At 52.0% G+C, this 23,815-nt stretch carries 24 protein-coding genes and 1 tRNA gene; 3 read left to right on the forward strand and 22 right to left on the reverse strand.

Translation table 11 applies throughout. The features are described 5' to 3' along the window. Positions 1–771 precede the first annotated feature (771 nt). Entirely contained in the window at positions 772–1,107 is a 336-nt protein-coding gene (locus NF683_RS20420) for a helix-turn-helix domain-containing protein (protein ID WP_253920825.1), read from the reverse strand. Positions 1,108–1,397: 290 nt separating this feature from the next. Then, on the reverse strand, positions 1,398–2,534 hold the full coding sequence (locus NF683_RS20425; protein WP_253920826.1) for a S1 family peptidase: 1,137 nt from the start codon (positions 2,532–2,534) through the stop codon (positions 1,398–1,400). A 507-nt stretch (positions 2,535–3,041) separates the two neighbouring features. Between NF683_RS20425 and NF683_RS20430 the strand changes: the two genes are divergently transcribed. Both NF683_RS20430 and NF683_RS20435 read left to right on the forward strand, forming a co-directional pair. Continuing rightward, positions 3,042–3,239: a hypothetical protein gene (locus NF683_RS20430; RefSeq protein WP_253920827.1), complete on the forward strand. Its 198-nt coding sequence runs from the start codon at positions 3,042–3,044 to the stop codon at positions 3,237–3,239. Between the two features lie 83 nt (positions 3,240–3,322). Then, the gene (locus NF683_RS20435; RefSeq protein WP_253920828.1) at positions 3,323–3,868 is read left to right on the forward strand and encodes an HNH endonuclease; all 546 of its coding nucleotides are present in this window, start codon (positions 3,323–3,325) and stop codon (positions 3,866–3,868) included. Positions 3,869–4,736: 868 nt separating this feature from the next. Here the strand turns inward: NF683_RS20435 and NF683_RS20440 are convergent. The 20 genes from NF683_RS20440 to NF683_RS20535 form a co-directional block, all read right to left on the reverse strand. Next, on the reverse strand, positions 4,737–5,438 hold the full coding sequence (locus NF683_RS20440) for a hypothetical protein (RefSeq protein WP_253920829.1): 702 nt from the start codon (positions 5,436–5,438) through the stop codon (positions 4,737–4,739). Next, positions 5,426–8,344 carry a tape measure protein gene (locus NF683_RS20445; protein WP_253920830.1) on the reverse strand — a complete coding sequence of 973 codons (2,919 nt, stop codon included), beginning with the start codon at positions 8,342–8,344 and terminating at the stop codon, positions 5,426–5,428. The genes NF683_RS20440 and NF683_RS20445 overlap by 13 nt, the downstream gene beginning before the upstream one ends. A 12-nt stretch (positions 8,345–8,356) precedes the next feature. After that, on the reverse strand, positions 8,357–8,827 hold the full coding sequence (locus NF683_RS20450) for a hypothetical protein (protein WP_253920831.1): 471 nt from the start codon (positions 8,825–8,827) through the stop codon (positions 8,357–8,359). 9 nt (positions 8,828–8,836) lie between these two features. Next, positions 8,837–9,109: a hypothetical protein gene (locus tag NF683_RS20455; RefSeq protein ID WP_253920832.1), complete on the reverse strand. Its 273-nt coding sequence runs from the start codon at positions 9,107–9,109 to the stop codon at positions 8,837–8,839. Then, positions 9,099–9,821, reverse strand: coding sequence for a hypothetical protein (locus tag NF683_RS20460; RefSeq protein ID WP_253920833.1), 723 nt, complete (start codon positions 9,819–9,821; stop codon positions 9,099–9,101). The genes NF683_RS20455 and NF683_RS20460 overlap by 11 nt, the downstream gene beginning before the upstream one ends. Continuing rightward, complete coding sequence (locus NF683_RS20465; protein WP_253920834.1) at positions 9,818–11,845, reverse strand: DUF927 domain-containing protein; 2,028 nt, start codon at positions 11,843–11,845, stop codon at positions 9,818–9,820. The genes NF683_RS20460 and NF683_RS20465 overlap by 4 nt, the downstream gene beginning before the upstream one ends. Then, on the reverse strand, positions 11,842–12,780 hold the full coding sequence (locus NF683_RS20470; RefSeq protein ID WP_253920835.1) for a toprim domain-containing protein: 939 nt from the start codon (positions 12,778–12,780) through the stop codon (positions 11,842–11,844). Before NF683_RS20470 ends, NF683_RS20465 begins: the two co-directional genes overlap by 4 nt. Continuing rightward, positions 12,765–12,995, reverse strand: coding sequence for a hypothetical protein (locus NF683_RS20475; protein ID WP_253920836.1), 231 nt, complete (start codon positions 12,993–12,995; stop codon positions 12,765–12,767). Before NF683_RS20475 ends, NF683_RS20470 begins: the two co-directional genes overlap by 16 nt. Beyond that, positions 12,992–13,168: a hypothetical protein gene (locus NF683_RS20480; protein WP_193053234.1), complete on the reverse strand. Its 177-nt coding sequence runs from the start codon at positions 13,166–13,168 to the stop codon at positions 12,992–12,994. Before NF683_RS20480 ends, NF683_RS20475 begins: the two co-directional genes overlap by 4 nt. Beyond that, the gene (locus tag NF683_RS20485; RefSeq protein WP_253920837.1) at positions 13,165–13,413 is read right to left on the reverse strand and encodes a hypothetical protein; all 249 of its coding nucleotides are present in this window, start codon (positions 13,411–13,413) and stop codon (positions 13,165–13,167) included. Before NF683_RS20485 ends, NF683_RS20480 begins: the two co-directional genes overlap by 4 nt. Then, a complete protein-coding gene (locus NF683_RS20490; protein ID WP_253920838.1) occupies positions 13,410–13,643 on the reverse strand; it encodes a hypothetical protein in 234 nt (77 codons plus the stop codon). The genes NF683_RS20485 and NF683_RS20490 overlap by 4 nt, the downstream gene beginning before the upstream one ends. Next, complete coding sequence (locus NF683_RS20495; RefSeq protein ID WP_253920839.1) at positions 13,640–13,876, reverse strand: hypothetical protein; 237 nt, start codon at positions 13,874–13,876, stop codon at positions 13,640–13,642. The genes NF683_RS20490 and NF683_RS20495 overlap by 4 nt, the downstream gene beginning before the upstream one ends. A 281-nt stretch (positions 13,877–14,157) precedes the next feature. Beyond that, a complete protein-coding gene (locus tag NF683_RS20500; RefSeq protein ID WP_253920840.1) occupies positions 14,158–14,418 on the reverse strand; it encodes a helix-turn-helix domain-containing protein in 261 nt (86 codons plus the stop codon). Further along, positions 14,415–15,074, reverse strand: a complete 660-nt coding sequence (locus NF683_RS20505) for a KilA-N domain-containing protein (RefSeq protein ID WP_253920841.1) — start codon at positions 15,072–15,074, stop codon at positions 14,415–14,417. Before NF683_RS20505 ends, NF683_RS20500 begins: the two co-directional genes overlap by 4 nt. Beyond that, entirely contained in the window at positions 15,075–15,344 is a 270-nt protein-coding gene (locus NF683_RS20510; RefSeq protein WP_253920842.1) for a hypothetical protein, read from the reverse strand. It lies immediately after the preceding gene. Positions 15,345–15,489: 145 nt separating this feature from the next. After that, the gene (locus NF683_RS20515; RefSeq protein ID WP_253920843.1) at positions 15,490–16,557 is read right to left on the reverse strand and encodes a hypothetical protein; all 1,068 of its coding nucleotides are present in this window, start codon (positions 16,555–16,557) and stop codon (positions 15,490–15,492) included. 263 nt (positions 16,558–16,820) lie between these two features. Beyond that, positions 16,821–18,056, reverse strand: coding sequence for a tyrosine-type recombinase/integrase (locus NF683_RS20520; RefSeq protein WP_253920844.1), 1,236 nt, complete (start codon positions 18,054–18,056; stop codon positions 16,821–16,823). Between the two features lie 174 nt (positions 18,057–18,230). Then, positions 18,231–18,307: transfer RNA gene (locus NF683_RS20525), tRNA-Arg, on the reverse strand. 50 nt (positions 18,308–18,357) lie between these two features. Further along, positions 18,358–19,305: an AEC family transporter gene (locus NF683_RS20530; protein ID WP_089037501.1), complete on the reverse strand. Its 948-nt coding sequence runs from the start codon at positions 19,303–19,305 to the stop codon at positions 18,358–18,360. 138 nt (positions 19,306–19,443) lie between these two features. Continuing rightward, positions 19,444–21,441 (reverse strand): sensor domain-containing diguanylate cyclase, encoded by a 1,998-nt coding sequence (locus NF683_RS20535; RefSeq protein WP_089037500.1) that lies wholly within the window; start codon positions 21,439–21,441, stop codon positions 19,444–19,446. A gap of 325 nt (positions 21,442–21,766) precedes the next feature. On the opposite strand from NF683_RS20535, the gene NF683_RS20540 reads away from it, so the two are divergent. Continuing rightward, entirely contained in the window at positions 21,767–23,815 is a 2,049-nt protein-coding gene (locus NF683_RS20540; RefSeq protein WP_253920845.1) for a capsular polysaccharide biosynthesis protein, read from the forward strand.

Below are 23,815 nucleotides of genomic sequence, written 5' to 3' on the forward strand. Positions count from 1 at the left end.
TTGCGATCTTGTTGTAATCTGCTAAAGGAGGTTTACGAGGGTTGGCACCTAGCGTTTCATTACTTTTCTCATAGTGCTGGCGAGTACTACAAAACTTTTGTAATACCCGGCATTAGGGGGTTAGATCGAATAACCTCCCCACATCAAGACAGAGTGCCTTCAAACGACTCTGTTAGCGTCTGGGGCAATCGGCTAGATTCCAAGCCTATTAGCGCTGTGCATTTCTGCATATCGCCGGGAACGCCAATATGACCGTCTGGGGGTGGTCAGCTTGACCACGGCTAGAAGTGACTCAGGCTCACAATTAAAAGAGGGGAATCCTCCCCTTTTCTGAGCCAAGATCGTCGATGCTATTTCCGTAGCATCGGCATAAGTGACATTCCCTCACTTATTGAAACCTGTCTCCGAGGCAGAATTAAAAGGTGGGAATCCTCACCTTTTCTCGGTTTCAAACCGACAAAATCCCGCGCTTTTCCTCAGTCTGAGCACCCCCCCGGAATTAGGGGTATTTTAATACCACCAACCGGTGGGAATTTGTGAGTAGTTTTGGACGACTCTCAAAGAGGATGGCTAGCCTAGCCAGGCTCTATGATAACTAGTGATTTGGTGGATACCTCAGTGGATACTGGCGATTGCTGGAAACCTGAGTGGAAACTTGCCAATGGAAACCATAGGAAACGGCGCAGAAAGAAGCTATGTCGATGTGAGGTTTTGACAGGTTCTAAGCGCACCACGATTCGCTTATGAAGCGTGACTTTTCGCTACCAGCAATTATTTTTTTGGAGCAGTCGTTAGCGTCTTCAGCAGCTCATCCAAACTATTGGATGCCTGGCTTGCCGTTTTGGCGTGCTTCTCGCTGCGAGGATTACCTTGTACGTGGTGACGTGCAGCTTTTCCTCGGTTCTGCGTATCAGGTGCGGTGTGACTGGTTTCCTCAAAGGCTCGAGCGTCGAGTTCGCCGAGCCTTAAGATACTGCCCATAGTGACGCGCCGGCCTTTCCCCTCGCCCGAGGCGTTAAGTCGCCCATCGCGTACCATCTGGCGAACAGTCCAGTGGGAAACACTGAGCATTTCGGCAGCTTCACGATATGTTACCAGGGCTTTCATTTTAATCCTTTTGTAGAAAATAACTCGCTAAATGGCGGGGTGAGAAAAGGAAGAAAAACAGATTCTATTGATGGAGGCTATGCATCACCGGATAGCTTTGAACATCGTAAATAACCTTGTAGCCATCGATATAAGAAGGCTTGACAGTAACCTGAGCCGACAATGAAGGCTTTATCGAAACAACCAAGCACAACTTATCACTACCATCATAGTGAGTACGCACAGTCACCGCTCCGGGGCTAGTGCCCAGAGCTTGGATTAGGTGATTGGCTGCCTCATATGGCGTGATGTTACACATTGTGATTACTGACCAAGTCGACGCTAAATTTATCAAGTATGGTGTTCAAGGGTAGCATCAAGCTCTTCTTTCCTCCAGGCGCTAACGAATCACCACCGCCAGCAAAAATCAACCCAACAGCTTTACGCTGCCCCTTATCATCCACAGACACCACTAGCGACCCCGAATCACCAGCATCAGAGAATGCATCAAAACTGCCATGTATGGTGTACACATTAAAAAAGAACACACAGGCTTTGAACCCCCACCTCTCAGAAGATGCATTAACTATCACTGGCATTAAATCCCTGCCAACTACCTTTCCTTTCGTTCGCCCTGTTGTTCTTCCTACCTTCTCAACCACCATACCTTCAGCAGGAGCAGCAACTATTGCTGGTGTATCATAAAAACCTCCTTGAGACGAAGAAACAGCTCCAGAATCCCTAATCTTAAATATTGCAGCATCAGTGTTATTTAAGATATCCGCGTTTCCTACCGTGCCAGTTACAAACTCCAAAACCCTTACATGATAGCCTATTGTAAAAGGGTCGATCCCCCCGGCCGAAACATCCAGTATTCCAGGCGCAACGATTGGTAAGTTAGCAGGAGAGTGACTACAAGCGCCGGTCACATGGTTGTTCGACAGACCAAAAATAACCCCTTGACTATCTTTAACCAAGCACCCGAGTGTTCCTGCTGAGGCCTCGTTGCCTGGTGATATAGAGGAACCGCACGTATAGATTTTACTACCATTCGGCATGCTCAAAACTCTTGCGGGAGATGACTGAGCTTGAGTCACGCACTCGCCGATATCATCTATTTTCCCTTGGGGATACAATATGGAGCACCCGTACATGTAGCCGGGCAAAACCTTTATTTCTCTTTGTATAACCTTTCGCTTTGTATATAAAAAAATGGTTCTGCCATTGGGATCATAGCTAATAGAGTTTAAGCCCCTTTGGCGAATTATATTTTCTGCCTCTAGGGTTATATCAATGCTCAAGTCTCCCTCAAGAAACTGCTGCTCTATATTGTCTGGCAAGATTTCTTGAAGCCTTCTGCTTACAGCCCATCTACGTATAGCGCTTGCTACTTCTTTCACAGTATATTGTGGGTCTTGAACCACTGGTAATTTAACTTCTTGATCCATTCCCTCTCCCCTTGTTCATTTTTATTTCTAGACAGACCGTCGCAACAGCTCTAATTCATATCTCTCGGTGATATACACCTTTTTTATTATCTATAATCTATAGCAATCTGCTTAGTTATCTACCAGCCAGTAATATGCACTGCTAAATTCTCGATGCCCCACCTAAATTCGTCGGCATCATGTTGCTTGCTGATGTTTGATCTAAATGTTCTCGGTAGAAGCCTAATATGAAACCTACCACAGCCGCTCAACATGCAGCCACCTATAACCACAGTCAAAACCCAGGTCAAAAGGTACTTGCCCATACTGCTCCGAAAATCATCAGACTTAAAACCCACCGCTCGCGTAATGACTTCGGAAAAATCCTCCCGCCCCAACTTAACCTAATGCGCTCATCTGCCAATGCTCTGGGTGCTCAATTTTGATCGATGATAACGGCAACCCGCTACCCGAGACGCTATATGATAGGCTGCGCCTACAAGGGGCGAAGTTCTTCAAGACGGCAGCGTGAGCGACGAATACATGGTGGTGCTGGTCAACAACGAGTTTGCGTTCAGGCGTGTTGCTTCTCATCAAGTGAGTGTTATCCGCAATGGTATTGCTGAATTTAAGAAGCAGCCCGAGCTATTCGACAGCGAGACACTGGCTGTGACGTGGCCGCCTGATGGCATTTACCGTATCGTTAAGCATGAAGACCAATGGTGATTTGGCGGCCAGCTCCACAGAATGAAAAACTGCAAAACCTATTATAGTCCCGCTCATCGAAAGCGATATAAAAAGGCAACGTCATGGCTAAAGCTAACAAACGCAAACAGATATCAGCCTTCAGGGTTCGAACTGCCTGGCAAAGCAATATACAGGCCGCTCGAAATGCGGGATTTTGTGAATATGTCATCGAAGCAATTGAAGATGACCACGATGGACTAAGATTGTGCTGGTGCTGTGGAGCGCGAGGCTATCAAGAGGTAGCGCATATAGTTCCACACTCACTTGGTGGACGCAGCACACCAACCAATCTGTTCTTACTCTGTAACGAGTGCCACGTTCAATCTCCCGACTTCCTTGATCCAAAGGCCTTTATTCAGTTCGTTAATGGAAATTCAGGTAAAGCCTCTGAAGCCTTGAACGACGTGCTGAGATATGGCGTAGAGCAGATAAAGACACTGGCATCAGAAGATCCCGCGAAGGCTGAATCCATTTTTCAGAATTTTGGTCCTCGCTTAGATGCCGCATTGAAGGAATCTGGGGCGATGACGAGCGCACATGGAGCAAACGTTAGTCTTTCAACGCAAATGGCTAGAATAGTTTACGCAATCAACTCTGCACTTAAGTAGAAACTCACCACTGAACAACCTTCGCCCGACTACATATCCGGGATTTTTATTACTGAAATTTCATATGAGTCTGCCATTCGGCGGCCTTTTTCCGTTTCTGGAGGACGCACGGCTACGAAACATGGCCAAGACTGCCACAAAGGCTGTAGGGGTTGATTATGGGCACTCACCAGCTAATCCCAGCCATCTACTAAAGGTGGACGCCCATCATTTTTAGCTGCTGTACCATGCTTTCAAGGGCGCGCTGGTCATACTCGTCTATTCGTCTGATGATTTTGTGATAAGTGGGCCAACGCATCCACTTAGGCTTTGGGATGTGGCGGGCGGGGGCGTCCAGGACACCAAAATCACACGCCAGCCTGCGCCGTAGCTTCCACGCTTGGTCATTAGCAGCATCGCGCTTTGCCCTCTGCTGAGAAGCGTAATTAACGCCAACGCATGCCCGGCAGGCGAATACACTACTCGCTAGTAGCTTTGCGCAGCGCTTATTGCAGACAGGGCAGAGGAACAAGGCCCGCTCTCCGCCCAGATGGCACGGTAGCCACTCTATGTGAACCGTGTAGTCGTATGGTTTGCCACCACAGTTATAGGAAAACTGCACGCTACTGGGATCAATGCATTGCAGCGATATGGCGGCAACCCGCTCATCACTCTGATTTGTCCATTGCCACTCGCAAGAATAACCAGGAATAAGCACGCCAGACCTTTTGAGCTTACTGGCTGCTATTGATCGATAACTCTCCACCCTATCCTTTTGCCGTTCAGTCATGACCTAAATCCATTGGCTAACTTGCAAAAAAACCTTCTGCACGGTGCCGGCAAAGGCGCACCTACTGGGCACCCCTTGCCAGTTCTCCTGCTGTTCAGATCAATAAGGCTTGTCGCCCAGGGATTGCTCCCACTCCTCCAGGTAATGATCCATTCTTATTTTCCCGCACATTTGTTTGAACATCTGCTCGTAGTCATCAAACCGAGCATGGGTAGAAATGCGGCACTCCCCTGCTTCTGCATCCAGTTGATACACTTGAATCTCGCCGCCAATATGAACCTGCTGGTTAAAAGGTATCCCGCTGTTTTGCTGTATATGCCGCTGCTCCTTCATCATCTCCATTAGGTCAGCAGGACCATCTGGAACTGTGCACTCAGGTTTAACGCCGATGCCTGGCTTCAGCTTTTCAGATGCGAAGCCTTCTTTAGATCGGTAAGCGTAAACTACAATTTTTCCAGTAACTTCGGAGACACCCATGTGGTAAACGGTCACTGTTTTACAAAGGTGCTTCTGGAGATGAGCCTTGTTTCTCTCGTTAAACTCTTCCCAAATACTTTGCAGTGTTTCGGTGGCGAAGCAATCCAGATGCTCTATTCCAGCAACTACCATGCGGCGATTAATGTGGATGAACCAGTCCTCTAGCACATCCCCCCACCCAGTTGCGTAGGTGATCGTCTTCAGATGGGGAATATAGAAAGCTTTTGACCGGAAAAGTCCTGGATTCCCATGCTCATTAACTGCCAGCGTATCAGTCGCTACAAAGCCGTGAGTTTCCATATTTTGAAAGATTACTGATGACATAAAGTCCCCGCTTTAAGGGTAAAGTGCGCGTTATTTAGAATTAATTCTTTCTCGCCGCTCTCGTTAATCGGATAGTCAGCAGGGCGCATAGAGTCACCATTAAATCCTAAGCGCATAGCCTCCAGTTGGGCGCGCACTCCTGGTTGGTCAACGATACGCTTGGGCATAACGAACTCGCCGCGGTGCACGATCCCAGCTGGCTCATTGCGCGAGCCAGAACCGGTATAACCGCCCGATGCGTAGCCAGGCATGCTGGTGGACTGGATAGCACCAAGAATGGAAGTGGTCGCGGCTACGGTCGATGCAATAGCGCCAAGATTGGCGGGCCAAGGCAGTGCCGCAGCGTTAGCGATGCCTTGCTGAATTTTTACAGCGGCGTCGGCAATGGCGAACGCTTTTGAAGCTGCAAACATCGCGCGGTAAATGCTGGATTGCTCACCAGCAAAGCCTTTTGCCAGACCTGATAGATCGCCAAACATGTTGCTGGCCGTGGAGACCATCATTGACGACTTAGCCTGCTCGATCTGCATCAAACGGTCGGCGTGGACCTGCGCCGCCTCCTGCTCGCGTTTGTTGTAGTCCTCTTGGGTAAGCAGCTCTTGCGCGCGCGTCTGTTGTAAACGCTCAAGCTTAGCCTGGTAGCGCTCGCGTTCAATCTCTGCGTCACGCTCATAGCGGGCAAACTGATCATCATACTGCCCGCCTGTTAACGGGTCTGGGCCTGCACCTATATGCTCTTTCGTTTCACGATCACGCGCCTGGCGGTTGCGTTCCAGTAAGTCATCTTGCTCGGCACCGGGGGCTGTAGCGTTTAGTATTTCTTGGCGGCGACGCTCGTATTCTGCCTTGATCTCTTCGGTTTCGGAGCGCAGCCCTGACAGGAGCTGTTCGGTGATTCGGCGTTGGCGATTCTCCCGCTCGTTTGCACTACGCTCCAGAAGCTCGACCTGTTCGGCGCTACCTGCCGCCGTGCTTTCCCGAATGATGCGATTGCGCTCTTCGTATTCCCGGGCGATTGCTTCCCGCTCGGTTTCGAGTTGACGCTTAACGGCATCGAAGTCGCTTGCGCGGCGTTTTGCTTCACTGTCGGCTTTTGAGGTGCTGGAGGATGGTGGCGTGACGGGTGGCTTATTACCACTTGAGCTACTCAGTTGTTCCTGAATCTGCTCGAGAATGCGCTGCCTGGCCTCAATATCATTGCCGGTTTGTTCAAGCTCCTGCTCAAGGCGTCGCACTTCAGGGGCGTTATCGCGACGGCGGTCGATGGCTCGGAGAGCCTCGCGAGGCCCCTGGTTGCCGTTAATTGCGCTAGTCTCGGGCTGTAGCTCTTCTAACCTCGACTTCGTGCGCTCTGCTTGTAGCTGGAGCCGGAAAAGCTCAGCGGTAAAGCCCGCCATTTCAAACTTGAGCGCCGACTCCGAAAGCCCATCAATCCTTTGGCGCAGCTCATCGACGATCTCTGACGCAGCCTTCGCGGGCTTGGGAACTAGGCCAAGCTCTTCTCGGAAACTGTAGATTCCATAGGCAGCAAGCGCGATGACTCCTACTGGACCTCCTAAAAAGGCCATAACAGTTCTCAAGCCACCCACTGCTCTTGTGGCAATCTGCGTCGCTCGCGTGGTGGAGGCAAGTGTTGAAGCGTTTGCCTTGTGCGCCACGTTAGCTGTGATGGTAGCTGCTGCCTCTGCGTTTTCAGCCGCCACCAAGCGCCCTTTTGCCGCCGCCAGCGCATTATCCATCGCTACTAACTCGCGCTTGATAGCGATCTGCGTTCCCTTGGCTTGATTGGTGTTCAGCGTGGCAGCGAGCGCGGCGCGGTCGACCTCGATTTCTCGAATCGTGGATTGAATGATGGCTCGGCTAGCTTGAAGCTCAGCGACCTTCGCAGTAGCCGCTTGGTTAGATGCTTGAGCTTCCGCGCGTAGCGCCTGCATGCGCCGGATATGAGCGCCTGCCAAGCTGATATTGGCGATAGCAGCAGCGCCCAGCGAGGTGGCGTACCGACCGGCAATCACTGCCGATAAGGCGATTGCGCCTTGGGTGACCGCTTCCAGATTATTGCTGAGATATATGACTGACTCGCCAAGCTTGCCCACAACGCCCTGGGCGCTATCGGAAGAGCCGACGAACTCGATCATGTTGTTGCGCGCGATAGTCAGGTTGTCGGCGAACGTGTTGGTGGATTCAGCGGCCCGGCGGTTGATCTCGTCTGAGTAGTTGCTAACCGCGCGGATCAGCATTTGGATGCTCAGCTCTCCATCGCTGCCTATCTTTTTGAGTTCGCGTGTCCCTTTGCCCGTTTCTCGCTGTAGGGCATCCAGCAGCAGCGGCGCTTGATCGATGATGCTATTGAATTCTTCGCCTTGCAAAATGCCGGCGCTAAAGGCTTGGGATAGTTGCAAAATCAGCGCCGATGCTCCCGCAGCACTAGCGCCATTTGCTCGAAGGCTTTTAGACGTCAAGTCGACAAATTCGACAAGCTGAGATTGCTCAATGTTGAGGCCGCGCGTGGCTTGCGCAACGCGTGCATAAAATCCAGCGGTGTTCTCAAAGGCCACTGCCGAGCGATTGGATATATCCATTAACTGCTGGTTTATGTCACGCAGCTCGGCGGCGCTACCCGCCACCTGACGTAGCTGGTTTTGAGCGCGCCCCCAGGCGTCGCTATAGTTGATAATCGCGCGCGTGGCCATGGCCGAGCTGACGGCTGTAACGATGTTGCGCAGTCGCAGCGCAGCACCGCCCGCATGATCGAAACCGGATGACATGCGGCGGGAGGTGCGATCTGTTTGGTCGAATCGCTTTTCCATTCGACGTGATGAATTATCAACGTCTTTTTCGGCCTTAAGTAGCGCCTCAGTGCGGACATCAACTTCGTAATATATCGATCCGACATTTACGCTCATGGTTTTTTTTCCTCAGTGCAGGTTATGAATGGGCTTAGCTTGGAGTCGATCCTCTATGCCCTTCTCTTTGGCCAGCATCAGCAAATCCTCCTCACTTGCGCCTAACGCTGTTGCCAACTGGTCCAGGCGATATACCGCGTTGCCGTCGTCATCCACTGCCGTTGCCTTGAGATCGGGAAAGAACTTTTCCATGCCCTCCTGTAGCGTTTCGAGGATGGGCGCACGTAGGAACATAGGGTGCTGTTCGTCATAGGCGCGATAGATCATCTCATCCGTATCGCCGCGCTCTACGCCACCAAAGAACGTCTGTCGCGCCTTCTGCTCCACGCTCGCCAATAGCAGCACCATAGAGTGTCGCATTGGCTGGCGCAGGTGTTTGGGCTTAACGTTGGCTTCATACGCTGCCCACGCTTGCCCCGGTGTGAGGTGATCCAGGCCGGTGCCACTTTCAGCGGCTTGTTTAATCGTTTCGTGGTTAATCATGGTGCTCTCCTAAGCCGCTGGCGGGGTGGTATCAGTATCAATCAGCGCGTTTACTATTCCCTGCAAGCGAGTCAGGCGAATGCGTATAAGCCCTACCAGTGTTCTGGCAGGGAGTGCTTCGCTTATCGCTCCCAAGGTCGCTGCGCAGGCTAACAAGTCGTCGTCATCAGGCGATGATTGCAGGGTGTCCCGTACCGCTTCCGCGCTATGGCTGGCGCTCTGATCGATGGACCGTAAGCTGGATGCCAGGCGCGTGGCTTCGTGAATGGCGCTATTCAACATGACGACCTCCTGTTAGCTCTCGATTGGCAGCACGGCGACCCGCGTTATCACGCTTATGGCTGACAGGCTCCTGCTCGGCGGCGTGTTGCCATGTGGTGATATATCGCTGGACAGTTTGTAGGGCGTACTGGGGTGGCCTGTTGCCTACCATCTTGTTTAGTAGGCGCTCATCCTCCGGCAGCACGGCACAATGCTCACGGACAAGCCGCAACCAGCGTGGCGCATGCTCAACGACAGGCGCGCTTACAGCTACTTCTGAGGCTGGCGCACCAGGAAGGCTAGGCCATACCGCTTTAGCGGCTGACAACGCGCTGGAATCGCTTAGCAGGCGACGGCATTGCTTAAGGGCGGTGTAGGTATCGGGGGCTACTTCAAAAGCATCATCCAGCACCACAGCAAGCTCAGCCGCTGCTTGCCGGGTAAGGGTAGCCATCACTCCTCGCAGTTCGGTTTCAATATGCGCCAGCGGCCTACCAACGGCGTACAGGTTGCCAACTATGGTGTTGATGTCGTCAGGAGTCGCCAGGGGTGGTGCCTCTTGCACTGCCACCCTCTTTACCGCATCACTAGAATTGGTGCGGGAACAGTGAGAACGCTGGGAACACGATTGTTCTTCAAGGATTTTTTCTGTTCCCGCTGCTGAATCTCCAGTGGGAACAGTGGGAACACCCGCCGCCAAGCGTCGCTGCCGCAGAAGATCGCGATAACTCATTGGTCACCCTCCTTTGGCGAGACGGCATAAAGACGTTGAAGCCCATTAGGCGTGCGCTTATTGACCGCAAATCTTCCCGATTCCTTTTCATAGAGCCAGCCAGCCTTATCCAGTACGCTGGCAATCATCTTGGGGTCATACCCGCTGGCCGCTTCTTCCAGAGCCGACCGATGAAAGTAAAAGACACGCCTCTCTGCCATATCTGCCCAGTAGCCAGCGCGGTCTCGAACTCCGGGCTTGTTCTCGCCACTTGGAGATCCCATTTCGCTAAATCGACTATCACCGTGGCGCTGAATGAAGTTTGACACTCCTTCTAAGATGGCTTGATCTTCCGGTGGCAGATTCCCGCGTTCGTTCTGCCACATCTGGAAGCACATACCAATCGCTTCGATAGATGCCCCAGGTGCCCAGCCCGTTAGACCGGCATCCGTTGCCAGCTCTCCCGCCATAGCAAGCAATCCGAACGCGCCAGCAGCTCGACTCGCTACGCCATCCTGGGCACAGGTAAAGACGGGATCTTCCATTGTGTCGCGGTAGAGGGCGGGTAAGTCGGGCTGCATAATCAGGTGCTTTATGAACGCCGCGCCTGCATGCCCATAATGCTCTGCTGTTGCCGTTTTGATAGCGTTAGCAAAATCACTAGGGGTCATGCCTTGGGTATCATCGAATGCGCCATAACGGCGACTGGTGGCGGGTATATCCAACAAGCGAGCATCTTGCCCGGCTTTGGCCTTCTTACCGGCTTCACTCATATGCGAGGCCAAGCTACGTTCGCCACTGGATAGCAGCATTAGGCGCCAGCGCTGAGCTTCACGTATACCGCCGGTTCTAGCAGCCCGCTGCTTACCCACGCCATTCGCTACCAAATAGACCATATTGCCCGCTTCATACGGGCTCGCCTGACTGATCTCATCCAGCACCATGCAGGTATCGTTCTGGGATGCGGCCAAGGCTTCGATGCCATTGCCAGTACCAGACCATTGGCGCATGAATTGAGGGCTGCCCCAGACGCTACTAGCCATTTGCAAGCAAGTGGTTTTGCCCTTACTGGAGCCTCCCCGCAAGTTAAATCCCAATCCCCCGGATGGCTGCTGTTTGGCTGGCCATATCAAAGGGCCTGCTAAAGCAATACAGATACCCAGCATCAGAATAGGGTTGTGAACCGCACGCCCGGCAACCTGCTGGCGCCAACTATCAAGCGTGCCACGTATATCAAAGTAGCTGGATCGTGCAGAATCGGCGCTAAAGCAGTAGTCCTGGTTGCCAATGGTGCGCTCAGGCAGAACAAAGGCACGCGAGTTGTCATGCCAGCCGGTCGTAGTCGCCGCCACCAGCCGGGGCTCTGGGCGACTTTCCATTATGTAGTCAGCAAGGCGGTGGCGCTGTTTTATAACGTGAGTGTGCCCCATATCCAGTAATTCGCGACGCAGCTCTGAACCACCTTCATTGAGCAACCGCATTGGCAATACGCGACGGCACCATTTGCCCTCACTATTCATAAAGCGAACCTGACGCCCGAAGTTACCACCATGCTCGTCACGGCTAATGGCAATCACTTCAATAGGACCGGAAATGTACACATCCTCATTGGTGGTTCCGTTCTGGCCGTTGCGTATACCGTGCCACCATAGCCCCGGAGGAAGCCGCTTGTCCCCGATATAGAACCAATCAGCGTGGCTAGTGAAGCCGGGGCGCTTGATGCTGCCATCTAGCGGCTCACTCTCATCGGGCGACACTTCTTTACCTAGAGGAGCCACACTATTAAGCGCTGCTGGCTGTTCTGAGCCTTCCGATTCATCTTTGCCTTGGATAACGGGCACAAGAACATCTGTTCCCGCTGTTCCCACACTGTTCCCGCTAGTGGGAACGTCGCTGTCAGCTTCCAAGTTGCTGTTTTCAGGATTTTTATAGCCATCTGTTCCCACTGTTCCCGCTGTTCCCACTGCTTTTGTAGTCAGGCGGCTTTGGTCCTCCTCTACAGGGTCATCAAACAGGCTCAGATTATCGTCTGGCTTCCAGCTCATACGACCCCCTTGCGGCACAAGGCCACGTCCGCAAAGTCAGTGCAGGTATCGCACTGCTCACAAAATACAGGCGTGAGCAGCTTGCCACCGACGGACAGCGCGGCGATGCGTGCTTTGGTCATGCCAGGGTTGCCATCGGTAAAGCGGTCATCATCCGCTGCGATCGTGATAGCCACGTCTTCAGGTAAGCGCTGGCGCAAACGGCGGGCGACCGGTTCAAGGTTGGCGGCATTGCGAGCAACCACCACCGGGCAGCCAGTAGACGCATATAGCGCAGCCCCTGTTGCCCAGCCTTCGGTTACCATTACCCTTTGAGCGCCAGCAATACGGCCAAGCAAGCTAGCGGCACCTTTAACCCGGCCACCGGGCAGCGGACGTTTAGCACCATCGGGAAAGATGCGCTCCAGATTGATTAGCTTGCCTTCGACATACAGTGGTACCAGCAGAGCATTACCCCGCTGGCGCAAACCGTATGGGCAAAGCTGCTTTTTAGCTAAATAAGGGTGGTGGATATCCGCCGGTTTAGCAGACGCCCACCATTGGCGGGCCTGCTTGGCTGTTTCTGCCTGTTTAGCGATACGCTCGGCTTCCCACTGGTCACGCTGGCGCTGTGCTTCCATGCGGGCTTGCTGGCGCTTCTCGGTGCGCGTTACATCGTCATCATCATCGTCTACCAGTACGACTAGCTGCTGTGCATCGCGCCAGTCGCCTACCACTGCTGTTGCGTCTCCTAAAAGGCCGATATAGCCACTTTGACTATTGGCACCATCAGGAATAAACCGACGCCACTTACCCTTGCCGGTGAAGCGTACGGCGCCATAGATGTCCGTCGCCACCTGTTCAGCAGCCTGCTCAATGCTATAATGGCTGGGCATCTCAACAATGCTGTTGTACTCCGCCTGGCTTCGGTCGGGCGTTTTTATTGCTCCTCGCATACATAGCCCTCCTCTTGCAGCCAGTCGCGGCGCTCCTCGAAGGTGCTAGACAGCAGCCACAGCGTTTCTATAAGCGCCTCACGTTTCAGCCCATCAAGGTCATGGTCGTTAAGTAGCATCGCCACGCCTGCGAGGATTTTTGACGCCTGCTCCATTTGGCGAGCGTTACCAGTAAGGGCGGCTTTCAGCAGGTAGGTTTGATTTTGAGGATTCATAGACCAGTCTCCTTGCTAAACGCCTGGGCTTCGCGCTGCATCTCCTTGAACTCAAGGTGATTGACTAAACCGCTAGCAAGCGCCTGCTCGGCTGTTAAGAAGCGATCCGGGTTAGTGAACTGAAAGCGAATAGTTCGGGTGCGTAGGTCGCAGTTAATGGCTATGGGCATCATTGGGCCACCTCCTGAGAATCCAGGTAGGCAACAGCACCAGCCAGCGCGCTCTCTACGGTGTGGGCACCGATACCGTGCGGCATGTCGGCATCAAACCAAGCAGCTATTGGGACGATGGCCTTTTCGTGGTGGGTGATATGGCAAGCGTCATTACGGCCAGTCTGGCGCACAGCATCACGCCAATCGGTGGCTTCAATGAAGGTTTCTTGACCAGTACGGGCGAAGGTGATCTTGATCAGGCTCATGGTTTAGCCTCCCCTTCAATCTTCTCTTCAAGCAGGCCAAGCTCTCCATAGCAGCTCTCAGCCACTATATTGATGGCCTCTATTAGCGAGCTGTAGTAGTGGTCGTTGAGAATGGGCGCTTCGCCTTCGTTGCCATCACGAATTCTGTCAATGTTGATAATGTTGGCGAGGCTGGCCATTAGGCCGATACGGCTTTCAAGGGTGTCAATGTGGCGATTTGCGTTGCTCATTTGCGCACCCCCGAGAACTTCAGGCGTGCTTCATCAAAAGCTCGCATAAAGCGTTGGCGGCAAGCGTGGGCTTCTTCGGCCTCTAGGGCGCGTGCTTTTTCGATATGATGGTTGTAGCGCTTAAGGCGGGTACTAGCGCTGGCATCAGCAAGCAAGGCAGCTTTAGCCATTGCTCGATGAGCAGCAGCTCGTTTAGAGGGATTGGGGGTAAGGAATAGGCGTAATGATGCCATGGGTGTGACTCCGCGTATTGAAGATGGAGCCGTCAACCACTGTCGCCAAACAGATTGGAGGACGGACTGAGCAGGGTTGGCGAACCGGCATACACGGAAACCGGCAGACACAAAGGTCTCCCCACACAGCCCGTCCATAACATACCGTATGGACGCAAAAAAAGCGCCTATTCGGTATCGGAGGGCGCCTGTGCGCCGCGTATAGTTCAGGTCGCCAAACCTGGCTGACGATTTTGCGCCAGCAAGATCAGCATAGCGGTTAGTCATCAGAGTGGTCAACATCAAACACCAGCCTTAGTGCCATTGGCACCAGTCGGCAGATAGTAGAGCGCTACACGACTATGCTTGCGCCCCCATGGGTCGATCACATCTTGCAGGTGGGTTCGTATGTCGTGGCCTTTTTCTCGAAGCTCACAGACACGAGCGCCAGGACGCAGGATGTTCTCTTCCTGTAGCAGTTCGAGGGTTGTTACTGGCCCATTCTTCAAGCGGGCTAGAATGCGTATGCGCTGGCTGGCGGAGTCAGTAGCGTTTATAGTCACGCAGCACCGCCTTGCAGCTTGGGAAGAAGCTGCTCCTGTGCGTACCGTGTTAGCTCTTGCTTGCGTTGCTGATAGTCCAGGCCACGGCCCAGTAGGAAGGTGTCGCGCTGTTCGATAAGCGCCAGCAGGCGAAGCTCGGCAAGGGTCAGGCTGTCACGATCTACGCCCTTGGCTTGGCCAAAGACGGCGATGTTGATCAACCGGGCTTCATTGATGAAGTGGTGACGAGCGGACGCTTTACCTTGGGCTTCGCGGGTGAGCTGGAGAGCATCACACATGCCCCGATAACCAATAGCGGCCGAGTCGCGTAGCTGTTGCCAGTCTTCAGCACCACCATGAATTAAGCGATCAATCTGCTCGTCACACCAAATTTCAAAGTCAACTGACAGCCAGCGGGCGAACGGTACGGCTAGCTTCGGATGCAGCCAAGTACCACCGCCACGATCCATTCGCGCACGACTTGTTTTTACATATGTGATTTTCCCATATCTACGCTCAAGCCCAAGCAAGTAAGCCTTAGTTTCGGGTAGCCGCAACCACTGAGCTGGCTCCTTACCAAAGCTCTTTGCTGCCTCAGTAGCGTTGATCCAGCCAGCAGAGTTAAAGCTATAAGCTTGGCCTTCGTACTGCAGAGGGATGACGTTGGAAGCAGACATTTAAGCCACCTCCCCATCATTGCGGTAATCAGCAATAAGGCGAGCGGAATACTCGTAAATTTCAGCTAGAACAAATCTTAGCGGGGCGTTTTTACTGGTTCCCTGCTGAATGGGCTTAGGGAAGCGAGGGTCTTCTTTACGGGCACGATCAAAGGATGTGGATGGCATGCCCAATATTGCGCACGCCTGTCGCTTATCAATCTGGACAAACTTGGGATCGAAGTTATCGAGCGGGATTTTACCAGCAGCTTTATCACGATTGGTTTGCATTGCAGCCGTCTCCTAGTTACGCCATGTGGCATGTGGACGGTTTTAATGCTGGTCGATAAGCTGCTGAATTTGTTCCAAATGGAGTCAATTTCAATTCCATTTGGAACACAATGTACTTTAAGAAGATTCCACTTGGAATTGCTTGTTAAGCCTTTCTCCACTGCTGCCGAATATCACGTAACTCTTCGATCACCCCTGCTACGGTCTTAGCATTCATTTCAATGCCTTGTTTTGACAAGATGGCATCCAGATTATTTCTCTGACTGAACGCAGCTTCCCAATCTTTCACCGCTTTTGTTTCCATAATCAAGGCGTCAATAACTTTGAGATAAGTGCTGCGACGCCTTGGAGCTGGCTCCTCATCTTCGCATGACTTTTGAAGTGCCTTATTTTTCTCTTTCAGAAGCTCTAGCTCTGTAGACATTCTTTTGATTTGTTCTTCAAGCTGCTGAACTTGGCGTTCATCACTGGCTAGCTGAGAATGTGGCTCACCAGCCTGGCCATCCAGCGGAGGCATGAGAGAATCAAGCAGCCAATCAAGGCTGTGGCGTTTACACCAGCCTCTTACTGAATCGTGAAGAAGCAACCAAGTATTTGGCTGATCATCGATGTGATGGCTAGTGTTTTTTGTCTTGATGTCACCATTCATTACAAGATCTACAAGATGACCTTCATTTTTTTGCACTTGGCTGGACGTTCTAGGGATGTTTTTTAGATATGTAGAAGGCGGCTCTATGCCCTCCATAATCCAAGCCACTTCATATATGCGTAAAGCACTTTTAGCAGCATACAGTTTCATCCACTTCGGATACTCTTCGCTATTTTCAGTGCTCTTTTCCTCATAAGAAAAGTCGACATCTGAATCTAGGTCCCATAGAAACCCTTCTTCTTTAGCAGCTTCTCGAAGGCTTGAGTGCTCAACTAGCCACTGAGTATCGTTAATGGAGGTAGGATTGATTGTTATATCTACATTTGGCTTGTATTCCACTTGGGCGTCACGTATGCCAATTTCCCCGTTATATGCTCCAGACCTAATAAAATTCTCTGCCTGATCACGCTGATATGAAGGGTGCCCAGTCCAATCAAACTCCTCCTCTATGATCGACTCTGGATCAACGTCCATTAAAACCCGGCAAGCTTCATGAAAAGTAAACCAAGCCTTTTTTGAATATTTGCTTTTCCAAGCATCAGGCGTCCATCTGCTATTTGCCATGCGTACTCCTACGCACTCCAAAAATAGGTGGCTGGCTCACGCGGTGGAGTTCTCCGCGCTTTCAGGCCGTCGCCCTAGCCAGCCAAACAAGAGGCACATTACCGATATGCCGTTGTCACCAGTGTCACCGCTTCAAAACAACGTGTGCGGCGTGCAATGTAGCACCAGCCAGAACAACACTGGCTATATATCCATGACATATATTTAGCACTTTGCTCGCTTCGCTGCCACCCCATAGCCTATCCACGTTCAACCATTTGACATCAGCCACGCGCTTTAAATGCCACTACCTTGCTGGTGTCGTCTATCATTCCGTATACCTCATCTGCCCATGCCTGCATCATGGTGCGCCGCGGTTCCAAGTAGAGAGCCTTGTTATAGGTGCTACGAATATTGCCTGTCACGTGAGCTAACTGCGCTTCTATGTGATCAGCGTTATAGCCACGCTCATTCAATGCAGTGGATAGGATGTGGCGGAAGCCATGCCCGGTCTGCCGGCCTGCGTAGCCAATATGCTCGATGGCCTTATTAACTGCCATATTGCTCATTGGCTTACGCGGATCGTTACGATTGGGGAAAACCAAATTGAACGAACCACTCCGCTGGTGCTGCTCTTTGAGCAGTACCACACTTTGCGTGGAAAGGGGCATTAAGATAGCTCGGCGCTTCTTGGTACGCTCTGCGGGTAAGTCCCACAGACCATTATCAAGATCAAACTCAGACCATGCCGCTTGTCTCAACTCGCCAGGCCGACATCCGTTCAGCGCCAGCAGTAGCATGGCAACCCTTACTTGTGGGCTACGGGGGTACTGATCAATGGCGCGTAAAAGACCAGGCACTTCTTGCTGTGTGACGTGAGCATAATTGCTCCCCTTCCCTGACTCGATGAACCTCTCTACACCACGCACAGGGTTAGAGGTTACCCGGCCAGCGAACGCTGCCATATCAAATGCCTCGGCAAGAGCACGCCTGATTTTGGCACTAGTGGCGTGAATACCCAGCGCTTCCAACTGGCGGAAGAACTCAAGAATGTATGCGGGCTGTATGCGAGAAATGGGTTCATGTCCCATGGCGGGAATCAGGTGGCGTTGAATAGAGAGCCACACCTTACGCAAAGAGTTTGCATCAACGCTCTTGGCCTTCATGACGTGCCACTCATCCATCAAGGCGGACACCGTTTCACGACTGGCAGTTTGAGCTTGCTGCTCCTGAGCTTTCTTATGCTGGCGCGGCGTTGTTCCCTTGGCTATTAGCTCTTTAGCCTCGGTGGCACGCTGCCGGGCTTCTTTAGGTTTAACGTCGGGATAACTACCCAGCCCCAGCCAACTGTACTTACCGTCAGGCTTGCGGTATCGAAGCTCCCAGCTCTTGGTAGCATCAGTTCTAACGTACAAATACAGCCCAGCACCATCGCTAATACGGTAAGCCTTATCTTCCGGCTCAAGGGCAGCCACAACTCTTTCAGCGAGTGGCTTGCTACGCACTTCAGAACGCTTCATACCCCGCCTCTATGTATGCGAAGAAAGTTATTACCTATCAGCATACACTCTCGCATACATAAAAGCATGGTTTGAGAGGGGTTAACGTGGGGCGACTAGAGGCAGGCTATCAGAGAAAGAGTCGCATGGTTGTCAGGTTTATGGTGTAACTAGGAGCGACTAGGGGGAGTCATATGGCGTCCCTGGCAGGAGTCGAACCTGCGACCTGCCGCTTAGGAGGCGGCTGCTCTATCCTACTGAGCTACAGGGACTTATGGGGCGCATAGTATAGCGTGTTGGAGAGTGTCAGCCAACCGCGCAGTTAAATCCATCCTAGCAGGCGCAGCACAAAGATACCGCTGGTGACGGTGACGCTGGCCATTAAGGTGGTTATGGCGATGATATTGGCGGCCAGCGCTACATTGCCGTTAATTGCTTTTACCATTACAAAGCTGGCGGCGGCGGTTGGGCTGGCGAAGAACAGAAATAACAATCCTAGCTGCTCTCCAGAGAACCCCACCGCCCATGCGGCTAGCGTGGAAAGCAGCGGTAGCACAATCATTTTCATGCTACTGGCGCTTAATGCGATTTGGCTGCCGCTGCGCATGGTGGCGACCGAGAGCGTGGCGCCGACACAGATCAATGCTAGCGGTAACGTTAACGAGGCGAAGTAATCGCCTGAGGTAATCAGCCAACTGGGCAGTGGAATTGAGAACGCTGTGAAGGGCAGCGCGGCGATCACAGAAATAATCAGTGGATTAGTGACGATATGCTTTAACAGGCTGCGCCAATTTGTCGATTGCCCAGGTTGGTAAGCTGCCAGAGCCACCACCGAAAGCGCGTTATACATCACAATCACCACGCCAAGTAGCAGGCTACCGGCAGAAAGCCCGTAGTTACCGTACATTCCCGCCGCCAGTGCTAACCCTACGATGCCGCAGTTACCCCGGAACGCGCCCTGAACATAAATACCGCGGTCGGCTTTAGGCACCCGATAGCTCGCCCATAGCCAACTGATCAGGAACTGGCCAAGTGTCGCGGCGGCAAAAAACAGCAGTAACGGCACATCTAACGCAACGCTTAGATCAGCTTTTATTAAACTCAAAAAAATCAGCGTGGGGAGCGTTGCTTTGAAGACGAGAGCGGACGCTGTGGAAACAAATTCTCTGTCGATCCACTTTAGGCGCTTTAAGCCGATGCCGACGAACACCATGGTAAAAACAGGTAATGTGATATCCAGCGTGCGGGAAAATAGCTCAAGTAGGTTCACGAAAGCACTCTCATTCGAATAAGCAGGCGCTTATATTCTACCGTCACTCGGGGTTTGTCGACTGATGGGAATAAATAAGGGTCTTAGTAGAAGACTAACCCGAAGACGCAAAGGCCAAAGGCACTTCAAATGTCACCGTTATTCAAATAACGACATTGGGTCTAGTGCCTTTGGCAGTTTGACCACCACACTGTCACGTCCATGCGCTTTGGCTTCGTAACTGGCGGCATCCGCTCGGGAAAGTGCCACGTTGTAGTTAGTGTCGTTCTCATCGAAGCTGGTCACACCAATACTCAACGTCACGGTGTACTCTTTGCCTTCATGGGAAACCGACACTTCGCTCACCGCTTGGCGTAGCGATTCAGCAATGCGTTCTGCCTGGCCTAAGGTACAGCTCGGCAGCAGCACCCCAAACTCATCGCCACCTTGGCGTGCTACGTGGTCGCTGCGGCGAACCTCCCACGCGACTACCTGGGCAATACGTCGCAGCATTTCGTCCCCTAACGCATGTCCACCTTCATCGTTAATCGGCTTGAAGTGATCAAGGTCGAACAGTAGCAGCGCTGACGGCGTGCTGGTTTTCCGGAAGTCGGCAAAGGCCTCTTCAAGACGACGCTCAAAACCACGGCGGTTGAGCAGACCAGTTAATGGATCATGCTCGGCTTCCCAACGTTGAAGCGCTTCCTGCTCTCGGCGTTCGGTAATGTCTTTTACCACACCCACCAAGCCAAGCGAGTTCCCCCCCTGGGAAAGCATGACCACACGGGCGTGAATCTCAAGCCAAAGCATCTCTTTGTCACTGCGTATAAAGCGCAGTTGACGCACGTAGTCATTGCCGGTTTTTAAGCTATGTATCCACATATCTTTCGCGCCGGAACGATCATCTATATGGATTTGCTCAAGCCAAGCTTCCATAGGCAGATCAGGCTCAATACCCAAGATATCTAATAGCGCGGGGTTCATATAGGTAATGTCGCCGCCAAAGTCAGCTACAAACATTCCTTGGGGCGAGGCATTGAGCACCGAATCCAAAAATGCTTCACGCTCTTGAAGGTGCCCTACTAGCAGCTGACGCTCGTTCTCAACACGATTAAAGGTACTGGCTACTTGTTTTAGCTCTTGCATATTGGTCGCAAGATCAACGCCTGAACGGCGGCCAAGCCCTACTTCATCAATTTGTGTTTCAAGCAGATTTAATGGCATTAAAATACGTGCCAGCAACCACCATAAAACAGGCATCATTAAGACCGCAGCGGCGCACCAAATCCACCATAGCTTATGGATAAAACCAGATAGCGGTAATTGAGCTTGCTTTAGAGGAAGGTAAAGCCCTACCACCCAGTTCGCCGACCATACCTGCGCATAGGACTGTAGACCCACTCGGCCATCAAGCAACTTACCAACGCCATCGCCCTGCCAGCCATCGAGCGCTAAGTCCAACAACGGGATAGACGTTGCATCAAAGCTATCGTTGTTAATGAGCGCCCTATTCGGGTGATATAATATTCGGCCAGTGGCAGTAGAAACCGCGGCATAACCTTCACTACCCAATCGAATGGTTGCTAGGCGTTTGAATAATCCACTGCTATTTAAACTGACGACCCCGCCAATCATGCCCCCGAACCGCCCATCGCTGTCTAGCCGGGGCACACTGACTAACACCATTGGCATTTCACTAGCCCGACCAACAAACGGCTCGCTCACATAAGGCCTTCGCGTGCCTCTGAGCATTCTAAAGTATTCAAGCTCTGCTGTTTCAAGGCCTACACGCCCCGCCACTGCTGGCCAATCAGATACAATTCTGCCGTTGCTATTGCTGACAACGATTGCATCGAACCATGCCAATAGTGCATCGTTTTTGCGCAGCTCATAGCCAAGCCATTCAGGGTCATTCGACATTCCAAGGATGTCGCTTAGTCGCTCTAGCGCTTGAAAACGGTGGTCGATTTGCTGGGTAACTTCGTCCGCAATCAGGTCGGCTTCATAACGCATGTGGGCCATATTCGCTTCTTGCACCATCGTTTTCCCCACCTGCCACGCCATCCCTAATACCAACCCAGCCAGTATCAACAGCGCACACAAAAGCCCCAGCAGCAGCCGGCCTTTTAAAGAACTAAGGATTGATTTACTCAGCATCGATTTCCTAAACATCGATCGTTTGCAGGCAGCAGCCAGACGCACCAATCACCACCATTTTATTAACGTTTGCTACGTCCTCGTTCAATGAGCCTGCCCCAATCGCGTTACAAACCGACAACTTACCAAAATGGAGGAAGAAGTGCGCGTTGGTGAAATTCAACGTGGTTGTGCTTTTGATATGTATCATTATGTAACAAGGAACCCTCTTACCGTAAGACCACTTTAGGCTTAATTGATAAGCTAGACCTTTTCACGTATGTTCGCCGCTTTAATTGTTTGCGTTTATATTTCCGCTTGTTTTTGACACTATTTCGGCTCTTTCATGGCAAAACTAATAGCAGGCTATACATCTCCCGGTATTACCAAGATCAACGCGCTTGCTTCTTTTTTGCCTGAATACTCGCATTTTTCACGCATTAGGCCACTGAGCTCGAAACCGAATGCGGTGATTGGCTGGGGGCTCAAACCCACAAGTGATGGTGCTCGCCATTATGCCGCTCGTCATGGCCTACCGTATGTCGCTCTTGAGGATGGCTTTCTTCGTTCTTTAGGACTAGGCGTCGAAGGCTATCAGCCGCATAGCATGGTCGTCGATTACACGGGCATCTATTATGACGCCTCTCGACCTAGTGATTTAGAAAACTGGCTCAATCATGCCACCTTTGACGTCGAAGAGCTTGCCCAGGCCACGCGCTGCATTGAGCAACTATCGCGTTATCGCCTATCGAAATACAACCACGCGCCTGATTACTCGCTTCCCGTTGCTGGAACTGACACTGTATTTGGGAATGACAATGTATTAGTCGTGGATCAAACGGCAGGCGATGCCTCTATTCACTATGGCGGCGCTAACGCAGACAGTTTTCGGCAAATGTTAGCGTGCGCTTTAAACAACCACCCTGATGCCGATATTTTTATTAAAGTACATCCTGACGTTATCGCAGGCAAAAAGCAGGGGCATCTAGCAGACGCTCACGATCACCCTCGTTGCCATATCATCAGCGATAACATTAACCCCTGGGCACTGTTTGACCGAGTCAAAACCGTTTATGTCGTCACCAGCCAGCTAGGCTTCGAAGCCTTGATGGCCGGTAAGCAAGTGCACTGCTTTGGCCTGCCCTTCTATGCGGGATGGGGATTAACGCATGATCAGCTCAGCTGTACACGTAGAAGGGTCTCTCGGCGTTTGGAAGAGGTATTTGCCGCCGCCTATCTTCGTTACACCCGGTATGCCAACCCCTACACGGGCAAGGCCGCGACGCTGGAAGAAACGATTGCTCTGATTGCCGACCAAAAGCGTCAGCAAGAGCGCCTGCGTGGTGAGTGGTTAGCCTGTGGCTTCTCTTCATGGAAGAAGCGCTTCATTGGTCATTTTCTTGGCCCAGCGGCACGCATTGAATATCAAAAAGAGTTGCCAGCCGCTTTCTCAACGGATGTTGAAAAGCCCAATCTACTGGTGTGGTCCAGCCGTATTAACGATGACTTTAAAGCCCGCCACCGTGACCATATAGCGGCACTATGGCGAATGGAGGACGGCTTTATACGCTCCGTGGGCCTGGGGGTAGACCTCACTCAGCCACTCTCTTTGGTCATTGATCGACAGGGCATTTACTACGACCCAAGCCAGCCCAGCGAGCTAGAAACGTTACTCAATACCGCTGATTTCAGCGATGACTTATTAGAGCGAGCGGAACGATTGCGCGAACGGTTGGTCGCATTGAAGCTTTCCAAATATAATGTACCGGGCAAAGAAGCCATTGAATTGCCCGCCAACAAACACATTATTTTGGTGCCTGGCCAGGTAGAAAGCGATGCGTCAATTGCCACAGGGTCGCCAGAGATAAGTACTAACAGTGCGCTGTTAAAAGCCGTACGGGACACCAACCCCGATGCTTTTATCGTTTACAAAGCCCACCCTGACGTGATTTCCGGCGCGCGTATCGGAGCACTCGATACCAACGCCAAACGCCTGTATGATCTCGACGCTAGTCATATCGATATCACCGTATTGTTAGCACGCGTTGATGCAGTGCATACCATGAGCTCGCTCACTGGCTTTGAAGCGCTACTTCGTCGACGCCAGGTATGCACCTATGGCCTGCCGTTTTACGCCGGCTGGGGGCTAACCCAGGATGCCATGCACTGCCCGCGACGCAACCGGGCGCTGTCGCTGGATGCGCTTGTCGCAGGAACACTGCTTTTATACCCAAGCTATGTCGATCCCGGCTCTCGGCAGCTGTGTAATGCTGAAACGGTAGTCAGCCTGTTGGAGCAGGCTAAATTAGAACAAGTTAAGTCTCAAAAACATATGCTTACATGGAAGCAGCGGCTATATCGCTACTATCGTAACTTATTCATTGGAAGTCATTAA

Origin of the sequence: Halomonas sp. MS1 (assembly GCF_024182575.1) — a bacterium.
Taxonomy (GTDB): Bacteria; Pseudomonadota; Gammaproteobacteria; order Pseudomonadales; family Halomonadaceae; genus Vreelandella.